Genomic DNA, 9,051 nt, shown 5'->3' on the forward strand with positions numbered 1-9,051 from the left:
GGGAGGCCCCGGTGCCAGCCACGGCCGTCCCGCGTTGGCTCACCGCGCTGGCCGCCGCGGCCCGATGGGCGACCCGACCGGCCCGGTACGCGATACGGCGGGCCGCCAGCGTCTACCGGGACGCCGTCGTCAAGGCCCGCTGGTTCGTGGTGGCGGGGTGGCTCCTGCTGACCGTGGTGGTGTCGACGTCCCTCCCCACCTCCGGTGGGGGCGGCGGCGCGGACATCGGCAACCTGCTGCCGGAGGGCAGCCCGGCGGCCGCCGTGCAGGAACGGTCCCTGGAGCTGTTCCGGGTGCCGGTGCTCTCCCAGACCTCGGTCGTGGTGCACGACCCCGACGGCCTGAGCGTCCTCACCCAGGCCGACGTCGCGCTGTGGGCGGCCGCCCACACCCAGGCCTACGTGGACGGCGACGTGCCGCCCGGGCGCGGGCAGATCGTGGCCGCCGTCCCGCTGCCCACCTCGACGCCGGAGACCGCCGTCACCTACCTGTACGTCTCCAACGACACGTCGCTGACCCAGACCAGGGACCTGGCCCGGGAGTACGCCGCCCACTTCCACAACCAGAGCTCGGTTCAGACCTACGTCGTCGGCGTGGCCCCGGCCCAGGTCGCCCAGGCCGACCACCTCCAGTCGAACCTGCACCTGTTCGAGATCGCGACCCTGGTGCTGATCGCCGTCGTCGTCGGGCTCACCTTCCGCTCGGTCGTGGCGCCCTTCGTCGTGCTGCTGGCCGCCGGGCTGGGCTACCTGGTCGCCATCCGCACCCTCGGGGTGCTCGCCGCGGCGCTGGGCTTCGCGCTCCCCGACCTCTTGCAGCCGCTGATCGCCGCGCTGCTCATCGGGGTGGTCACCGACTACTGCGTGCTGTTCTTCGCCGGCCTCCGGCAGCAGCTGGACCGAGGGCTCCCGCGGCTGGAGGCGACCCGGCGGGCGGTGCGCACCAACGCGCCGATCATCGCCGTCGCCGGGATCACGGTCGCGGCCGGCACCGCGGCCCTGCTGGCGGCGGACTTCCAGCTGTTCCAAGCCTTCGGGCCGGCGCTGTCGCTGACCGTCGTCATCGGGGTGCTGGTGTCGCTGACCCTGGTGCCGGCGCTGATGGCGATCCTGGGCGAGCGGCTCTTCGGGCTGGGGACCCTGCGCACCTCACGCCGCCCGCCGAGTCGCCGAGGGAACGGCTGGCTGCTCCGGATCGTCGTCGACCGGCGCGGCGCGACGGTGGCGACGCTGCTGGCCACCGGTGTGCTGCTCCTGGCCGCGGCGCCACTGCTGCAGATGCGCCTGGACCTGTCCTTCACCTCGGGGCTGCCGGCCGAGGACCCGGTGCGCCGGGGCGCCGCGGTGCTCGAGGAGTCCGAGGTCCGGGGCGTGAGCGCACCCACCGAGGTGATCGTCGAGGGCGACGCGGTCATCGAGCAGCGGGCGGAGCTGGAGGAGCTGCAGGAGGCCATCGCGGCCCAGCCCGGGGTGGCCGAGGTGCTCGGCCCGGCCCAGAACCCGCTCCCCGACGGCTTCGGCGTCGTCTTCTCCCCCGACGGCGACGCCGCCCGCTTCGTCGTGATCCTGGACAGCGACCCACTGGCCGCACCGGCGATCAGCGACCTGCGCGGGCTCACCGACCAGCTGGACACCCTGGCCGCGGAGGCCGGGCTGCAGGGCGCCGAGGTGTCGGTGACCGGGCAGACCGCGATCGCCGGTGAGCTCGCCGCGATCACCCGGGAGAACCTCCGGATCACGCTGACCGCGGTGCTGCTGGTGGAGCTGCTGATCCTGCTCGTGTACCTCCGAGCGCTCTGCGCCCCGGTGATCCTGATGGCCTGCAGCGCCCTGGGCGTCGCGGCGGCGCTCGGGCTGAGCGTCCTGGTCTTCCAGGTGCTGCTCGGGGACCCCGGGCTGGCCTTCTACGTCCCGTTCGCGACCGCGGTGCTGTTGCTGGCGCTGGGATCGGACTACAACGTGTTCGCCGTCGGCTCCATCTGGGAGGCGGCCACCCGACATCCGCTGAGCAAGGCCATCATGCTGGCGATGCCGAGCACGTCCCGGGCGATCAGTGCGGCGGGGTTGATCCTCGCCCTCACCTTCGCGATGGTGGCGATCATCCCGCTGCAGACGTTCCGGCAGGTGGCGTTCACCATGGCCGCCGGGTTGCTCATCGACACCTTCCTGATCCGTCCGGTGCTCACCCCGGCCGTGCTCACCCTGCTGGGGCGGGCGTCCAGCTGGCCCAGCCGACGGGTCCGCACCGAGTCGGTGCCGGTCGACGAGCTGCGCCGCACCGGGGCCGCGGGAGCCCGGAGCGGAGGCCCGGAGGTGGTGCGGGACGAGTCGCTGGAGGACCAGGCACGGGAGGACGAGGCACGCGAGAGCCTGCCGGTCGGCGCGGACGTGGGACGACGGTGACCGCGGACGGCGAGCCAGCGCACGACGGCTGGGTCGACTCGGACGTCGGCGGGGCGACCGCCCACGGGAAGACCGCACCACGCACTCGGCCAGCACGGCGCACCGTGGTCGTGGGGGTGTCGGTGGTGCTGGGCACCCTGCTGCTGCTGTGGGGGGCCGACCGGCTGGCCCGGTGGGGCGCTGAGTCACTCCTGGCGCGCGACATCCAGCAGGCGACCGGCGTCGCCGACCGTCCGCAGGTCCAGGTGCACGGCGCGTTCTTCCTCCTCCAGGCGGTGGACGGCCGCTACGACGACGTCGAGGTCAGCCTCCGCGAGGTGTCGTCGGGGCCGATGTCGGTCGACGAGGTGGACGCCCGGCTCTCCGGCGTGCACGTCTCCTTCCACGACCTCCTCACCCAGGAGCCCGCGCCGGTGTGGATCGAGCGGTCGGTCGGGGAGGCGTTCCTGGGCTACGACGACCTCAACCGCTACCTCGAGGTCACCGGGCGCCCGGTCAGCCTCGGGCCGGCGCCCGGGGAGGAGGTGCTGCTGACCGGGACGGTCGACCTCCTCGGCCAGTCCGTGTCGGCCTCCGCACTGGCCGAGCTGTCGCCGCAGGGCGGGGCGCTGTCGATCGCCCCCACCGCGCTGGACACCGAGTCCGACCTCGCCCCGGCCAGCCGGCTGCTGCTCGGGCAGCGGTTCTCGCTGCGGGTGCCGCTGGACCCGCTGCCGTTCGGCCAGGACCTCACCGCGATCGAGGGCGCAGCGGAGGGTCTGGTGGTGCGCGCCCGGGGCACCGACGTCGTCATCCGGCCGTGATCCCGAGTGCCGGTCAGTCCTGCTCCCCCGACCAGAGGACCCGCTGGGGGAAGGGGATGGTCATGCCGGCCTGGTCCAGCGCGGACTTCACCGAGATGGCGACGCCGCTGCGCACCCGCCAGCGGCTGGCGATGTCCGCAGGGTGCCACCAGCGCACCGCGAGGTTGATCGAGGAGTCGCCGAACTCCTCCACCCACACCTCCGGGGGCGGGGTGTCCGCGACCCCGTCCGCAGCTGCGCAGGCGGCCAGCAGCACCTCCCGGGCGCGGACCAGGTCGGTGTCGTAGGCGAGCCCGACGGTCAGCGTCGTCCGGTTCAGCGGGGTGCTGGTGTAGTTGATGATCGGGTTCTTCAGCACCTCGGCGTTGGGCAGGTACACGATCAAGCCGTCGTAGGTCTTCAGCACCGTCGTCCTGAGGTTGACGTCGGTGACGACGCCCTCGAAGTCGCCGCTGGCGACCTGGTCGCCCAGCCGCAGGGGACGGCGGATCTGCAACATGACCCCGGCGATCAGGTTCTGCAGCATGTCCTGGGCGGCGAACGCGATGGCGATGCCGCCCACGCCGAGGGCGCCGAGCAGCGGGCCGATCTGCACACCGAGCAGGTCCAGGGCGTAGACGATGCCGACGGCGACCGCGAGCAGCCCGAGGAAGCGACCGGCGACGAGCCCGACGTGCCGGTTCGCGTCGCGGTCGAGGGCGCGGACCAGCAGCCGCCGCAGCAGCACCGCGAGCAGGATGGAGGCGACGAAGACCGCCAGCGCCTGGAGGACCTCGCTGAGCGCGATGTCGTCCTCGACGACGACGTCGACGTCCTCGACCGCGGCCGCAGCCAGGACGTCGAGCAGGTGCAGGTCGACCGGCATGCGAGGAGGATGCTCCAGGAACCTGCGGATCAGTCATCCGCACCGCGACCCGCCCTCCGGCCGGACCGCAGGTGGAGGGCAGGTCACGCTGACGTGAAGCTTTCCGCGCACCGGGCGCAAAGTGATCTGGGTCACATTACGCTCCCGGCATGGCCACTACTCCGACCCGCACCCGCCGCCTGGCGTCCGGCCTCGCCGCCGCCGGCCTGCTGCTCGTCCCGCTCTCTGCCTGCTCTGACGAGCCCGTGGACGACGCCACGAGCGCACTGGACACCGCGACCCAGACCCCAGCCGAGGGGGAGACGAGCGAGCCGACGATGACGGACGACTCCGCCACCGCCACCGAGACCGACGCCATGGCGACCGAGACCGGCGGCGCCACGAGCACCGAGTCCGGGGTGGAGTGCTCCGGGAGCTCCTGCGTGGTCACGCTCTCCGGCGACGGCACCGAGGTGGACGTGCTCGGCACGACCGTGACCCTCGGGCAGGTCCAGGACGGCCGGGCCACCGTCGGCATCGCCGGCCAGGAGGTCTCGTGCAGCGAGGGCGAGAGCGTGTCGGCCGGGCCGCTCAACCTCGAGTGCACGACCGTCACGCCCGAGAACGTCGTCATGACCGCGACCCTGGGCTGACCCGCGTCGTTCGTCCGGGCCCTCTCCGGCGACCAGCTCCAGCTCCTCGACCAGCTCCTGGACGACGTGCAGGACGAGCTGCACGTCGTCCGGGAGCCCCTGAGCGGGCCCCGCGGCGCCGGCTATGCGATGAGCGCCGCTGCCATGACCATCGGCAGCGAGACGACCGAGGCGATGGAGGTGACCATCGTCAGGGTCTTGAAGGTCCCCTGGGTGGACAGCCCCAGCAGCGACTTGTACATCCAGAAGAAGTTGCTGTTGACCTGGAGCGCGAACATCGCGCCCGAGGCGATCGCGAGCCCGATGACGATCGGCGCGACGTCGATCGACCCGAGCACCGGGCCGATGATCCCGGCGGCTGCGATGGCCGCCACCGACACCGATCCGATCGCCAGGTGCAGCACCGCGGCGATGACCCAGGCGAGCAGGATGCTGAGGATCACCGGTGCCCCCGCGTCGGCGGTGAAGAGGCCGGCCAGGATCGCGTCGAGCCCGGTCTCCCCGATGACGGCGCCGAGGGACCCGCCGATGCCGGTGATGAGGAGGATCGCGCCGGTGGTGTGGAAGCCCTCGCTCATCGCCGTGTCCGTGCCCTCCGGGCCCAGCGTGCGCCGGCAGAGCACATAGGCCCCGACCAGGCCGAGGAACAGCGCGAAGTTGGCGTCGCCGAGGAAGGCGATGAAGTCGTTGGAGAACTCCAGGAGCTCCGCGAACGCGCCGAACGCGATCAGCACCAGCGGCACCAGGATCGGCAGCAGGCTGACCACCAGCGGGGGCGTCGAGCGCTCCTCCTCGACCAGCTCAGCCCGCTCCTGCTCGACCATGGCCTCGTCGACCTGCTCGTCCCTGGCCGAGTTCCAGTAGCCGCCGCGCAGGAGCAGCCGGAAGACGACCGTCGTCACCAGCGCAGTCAACGGCCCGAGCACGACGCCGTAGATCAGCCAGGTCCCGAGCGGGACGCCCAGCAGGCCCGCGATGGAGATGGCGGCCAGCCCCGGGATCACGAAGACGTAGCCGGCGAAGATCCCGGCGCCGAGCGCACCGGACATGAGGGGCAGGCCGGTCCGGCCGATGAACGGCGCAGTCGAACGCGCCACCGGCGAGGCCAGCACGACCTGCACGTCCACGTAGATCGACGGGAAGATCGTCGACATCGCCGCCGTCAACGCGTACGGGAGCCGCTGCGCGCCGACCCGGCCGACGAGCAGCGCCACCATCTTCCGGAACGCGCCCACCGCGTGGAGCAGGGCCCCGATGAGCACACCGAAGCCGATGAGCAGGCCCACCTCGGCCATGATCTCGCCGAAGCCGGTCGCGATCGCCGCCAGCGTCGCCGCGAAGCCGACACCCGTCGCGAGGCCGAGGTAGAGCGACCCGATGATCAGCGAGATCACCGGGTCGACCTTGGCCTTGATGATGAGCAGGACGATGACCGCGATGGCTATCGCGGTGTGCGCCACGACCATGAACAGGTCCTCCCGGTACGGGGAGTGGCGCGGTCACCACCGCCGTCGCCACGTCGGTGCTCACCTTGACACCGATCGTTCGCCACCGCGGGCTGACGCAGTCAGGGGCCGAGCGTCCAGCGATGGCTAGACGTTGAAGCGGAACTCCACGACGTCGCCATCGGCCATGACGTAGTCCTTGCCCTCGATCCGGACCCAGCCCTTGGACTTGGCCTCGGCCATCGAGCCGGCCTCCATGAGCTGGTCGAAGCCGACGATCTCGGCCTTGATGAAGCCGCGCTGGAAGTCGGTGTGGATGACGCCGGCCGCCTCGGGGGCGGTGGCGCCGACCGGGATCGTCCAGGCCCGCGACTCCTTCGGCCCGGCGGTCAGGTAGGTCTGCAGGCCCAGCGTGCGGAAGCCGACGGAGGCCAGCTGGTCCAGCCCCGGCTCGTCCTGGCCGATGGAGGCCAGCAGCTCGGCGGCCTCGTCGTCGGGGAGCTCGATCAGCTCGGACTCGGTCTGCGCGTCGAGGAAGATCGCCTCGGCCGGCGCGACCAGCGCCCGCAGCTCGTCGAGCACCTCGGTGTTGGCCAGCTCGTCGGCGTCGACGTTGAAGACGTACAGGAACGGCTTGGTGGTCAGCAGGGTCAGCTCACGCAGCGGCTCCGCGTCGACGCCGGCGGCGAACAGCGTCCTGCCGCTGTTGAGCACCTCCTGTGCCGCGACGGCGGCGTCGTGCAGGACCTTGCGGTCCTTCTCCTTGCGCGACTCCTTCTCCAGCCGCGGGATCGCCTTCTCCAGCGTCTGCATGTCGGCGAGGATCAGCTCGGTGTTGATCGTCTCGATGTCGTCGGACGGGGAGACCTTGCCCTCGACGTGCACCACGTCCGGGTCGGTGAACACCCGGATCACCTGGCAGATCGCGTCGCTCTCGCGGATGTTGGCCAGGAACTTGTTGCCCAGCCCCTGCCCCTCGCTGGCGCCGCGCACGATGCCGGCGATGTCCACGAAGGACACCGTCGCCGGGATGATCTTCTGCGAGCCGAAGACCTCGGCCAGCTTCGCCAGCCGCGGGTCGGGGACGCCGACCACGCCGACGTTGGGCTCGATCGTCGCGAACGGGTAGTTCGCCGCGAGCACGTCGTTCTTGGTCAGGGCGTTGAAGAGGGTCGACTTGCCGACGTTGGGCAGGCCGACGATCCCGATGGTGAGACTCACGGGAGACCAGCTTACGGGCGTCGGCGCGCTCCCCCGGTGGGCGAGGATGAGCAGGTGCCCGAACCCGTGGATCTCGCCGCCGTCCTCAGCACCGTCGACCAGCCGTGGTCGCCCCGCACCGTCGCCGTGCTGAACGACTACGACCTGCGCGTGGTGCACACCCACGGCGAGTTCACCCGGCACAGCCACCCGGAGACCGACGAGGTGTTCCTCGTCCTCTCCGGCTCGCTCACGATCCGGATGGACGACGGCGATGTCACCCTCGGCCCCGGTCAGCTGTACGTCGTGCCCAAGGGCACCCCGCACCAGCCGTACAGCCCGGACGGCGCCCAGGTGCTGCTGGTCGAGCCGAGCGCGACGGTGAACACCGGCGACACCCCCAGCGAGCTGACCGCCGAGCGCAGGGTCGTCTGAGAAGCGGTCCGTCCGAGTGCAGGACCGTTCGAGGGCAGGCCGCTACAGCAGTGGGCCGATGAGGATCTCGGTGTCGTCGGGGCGGTAGGTGCGCCATCGTCCGCCGGGATCTCGCTGAACCCGGAAGCCGTGGTGGACCTTGGTGTGGTGCCGTTCGCACAACAGGGCTGAGTTGTTCACCCTTCGCTAGTCTGCCCCCATGCAGGCGGTCAGAGCAGCGGCGGTCTACGCGCGGATCAGCAGCGACACCGAGGGCAGGGCGCTGGGCGTGGCCCGCCAGCTGGAGGATTGCCGACGCCTGGCGGACCAGGTTGGGTGGCCCATCGCTCAGGAGTACGTCGACAATGACCTGTCGGCCTACTCAGGCAAGCGCCGCCCTGCCTATCAGCAGATGCTGACCGACCTGGCCGACGGTCTGCGGGACGCGGTGATCTGCTACCACGTTGACCGCCTCACCCGCCGACCGGTGGAGTTGGAGCAGTTCGTCGCCACCGTGGACGCCGCCGGAGTGCGGCAGGTCCGGTTCGTGTCCGGGGACATGGACCTGGGCACCGGCGACGGTCTGCTGATCGGAAGGATCATGGCAGCGGTGGCAGCGAACGAGTCAGCGGCCAAGAGCCGCCGCATGCGGCGCAAGTGGGAGCAGAACGCAGCTCAGGGCGTGCCGCACGGCGGCAGCGTCCGGCCGTTCGGCTACGAGGCCGACCGGCTGGCCATCCGACCGGAGGAAGCGGAGGTGATCCGACAGCTGGTGGCCCGCTACCTGGCCGGGGAGAGCCTTCGGTCGCTGTGCACATGGCTGGCTGATGAGGGCGTGCCCACGGTGACCGGGCGGGAGTGGCGGACACCGACCCTGCGTGGCCTGCTGCGCTCGGGCCGGATCGCCGGGCTGCGCGAGCACCTGGGCGAGGTCGTCGGCCCGGCGCAATGGCAGGCGATCATCGACCCGGCCGACCGGGACCGGGTGCTGGCCCACATGGCCGAGCGAGTGGCCAGCGGACGACGGTGAGGCGGTTACAGCCGCCGTGATCGGGGCCTTTGAGGCAGACGTAGCGGCGGGAGTTCTCCCGGCGGGAGGCGTAGAGCTTGGCGCCGCATTTGCCGCACCGCAGCAGCCCGGAAAGGACGTAGCGGCGTGGGGTCCGTCGTCCGCTGGCCACTCGCTCGGCCATGTGGGCCAGCACCCGGTCCCGGTCGGCCGGGTCGATGATCGCCTGCCATTGCGCCGGGCCGACGACCTCGCCCAGGTGCTCGCGCAGCCCGGCGATC

Annotated in this window: 8 protein-coding genes and 1 pseudogene; 5 read left to right on the plus strand and 4 right to left on the minus strand. The window is 71.6% G+C overall.

Translation table 11 applies throughout. From position 1 onward, the window contains the following. The first annotated feature begins 11 nt into the window (after positions 1–11). Both G5C62_RS12510 and G5C62_RS12515 read left to right on the plus strand, forming a co-directional pair. Entirely contained in the window at positions 12–2,402 is a 2,391-nt protein-coding gene (locus G5C62_RS12510) for an MMPL family transporter (protein WP_241175869.1), read from the plus strand. Continuing rightward, positions 2,399–3,205 carry a DUF2993 domain-containing protein gene (locus G5C62_RS12515; RefSeq protein WP_164701256.1) on the plus strand — a complete coding sequence of 269 codons (807 nt, stop codon included), beginning with the start codon at positions 2,399–2,401 and terminating at the stop codon, positions 3,203–3,205. Before G5C62_RS12510 ends, G5C62_RS12515 begins: the two co-directional genes overlap by 4 nt. 13 nt (positions 3,206–3,218) lie before the next feature. Here the strand turns inward: G5C62_RS12515 and G5C62_RS12520 are convergent, their stop codons facing one another. Then, positions 3,219–4,070: a mechanosensitive ion channel family protein gene (locus G5C62_RS12520; protein WP_164701257.1), complete on the minus strand. Its 852-nt coding sequence runs from the start codon at positions 4,068–4,070 to the stop codon at positions 3,219–3,221. Between the two features lie 149 nt (positions 4,071–4,219). On the opposite strand from G5C62_RS12520, the gene G5C62_RS12525 reads away from it, so the two are divergent. Continuing rightward, a complete protein-coding gene (locus G5C62_RS12525) occupies positions 4,220–4,702 on the plus strand; it encodes a hypothetical protein (protein ID WP_164701258.1) in 483 nt (160 codons plus the stop codon). Between the two features lie 122 nt (positions 4,703–4,824). Here G5C62_RS12525 and G5C62_RS12530 read toward each other — a convergent pair whose 3' ends face one another. Further along, positions 4,825–6,168 carry a GntP family permease gene (locus tag G5C62_RS12530; RefSeq protein WP_164701259.1) on the minus strand — a complete coding sequence of 448 codons (1,344 nt, stop codon included), beginning with the start codon at positions 6,166–6,168 and terminating at the stop codon, positions 4,825–4,827. Positions 6,169–6,294: 126 nt separating this feature from the next. Beyond that, the gene (gene ychF, locus G5C62_RS12535) at positions 6,295–7,368 is read right to left on the minus strand and encodes a redox-regulated ATPase YchF (protein WP_164701260.1); all 1,074 of its coding nucleotides are present in this window, start codon (positions 7,366–7,368) and stop codon (positions 6,295–6,297) included. 54 nt (positions 7,369–7,422) lie between these two features. On the opposite strand from ychF, the gene G5C62_RS12540 reads away from it, so the two are divergent. Further along, positions 7,423–7,782 (plus strand): cupin domain-containing protein, encoded by a 360-nt coding sequence (locus tag G5C62_RS12540; RefSeq protein WP_164701261.1) that lies wholly within the window; start codon positions 7,423–7,425, stop codon positions 7,780–7,782. A gap of 42 nt (positions 7,783–7,824) precedes the next feature. Here the strand turns inward: G5C62_RS12540 and G5C62_RS12545 are convergent. Beyond that, positions 7,825–7,962, minus strand: a pseudogene (locus G5C62_RS12545) (endonuclease); the annotation flags it as partial. Positions 7,963–7,981: 19 nt separating this feature from the next. On the opposite strand from G5C62_RS12545, the gene G5C62_RS12550 reads away from it, so the two are divergent. After that, the gene (locus tag G5C62_RS12550; RefSeq protein ID WP_164701262.1) at positions 7,982–8,791 is read left to right on the plus strand and encodes a recombinase family protein; all 810 of its coding nucleotides are present in this window, start codon (positions 7,982–7,984) and stop codon (positions 8,789–8,791) included. Positions 8,792–9,051 lie beyond the last annotated feature (260 nt).

It is taken from the genome of Modestobacter sp. KNN46-3, assembly GCF_011039295.1.

Excerpts from the sequence above, each read along its gene's own strand:
- G5C62_RS12520 (WP_164701257.1), bottom strand. The coding sequence starts at position 4,070 with ATGCCGGTCGACCTGCACCTGCTCGACGTCCTGGCTGCGGCCGCGGTC.
- G5C62_RS12525 (WP_164701258.1), top strand. The coding sequence starts at position 4,220 with ATGGCCACTACTCCGACCCGCACCCGCCGCCTGGCGTCCGGCCTCGCC.
- G5C62_RS12530 (WP_164701259.1), bottom strand. The coding sequence starts at position 6,168 with ATGGTCGTGGCGCACACCGCGATAGCCATCGCGGTCATCGTCCTGCTC.
- G5C62_RS12550 (WP_164701262.1), top strand. The coding sequence starts at position 7,982 with ATGCAGGCGGTCAGAGCAGCGGCGGTCTACGCGCGGATCAGCAGCGAC.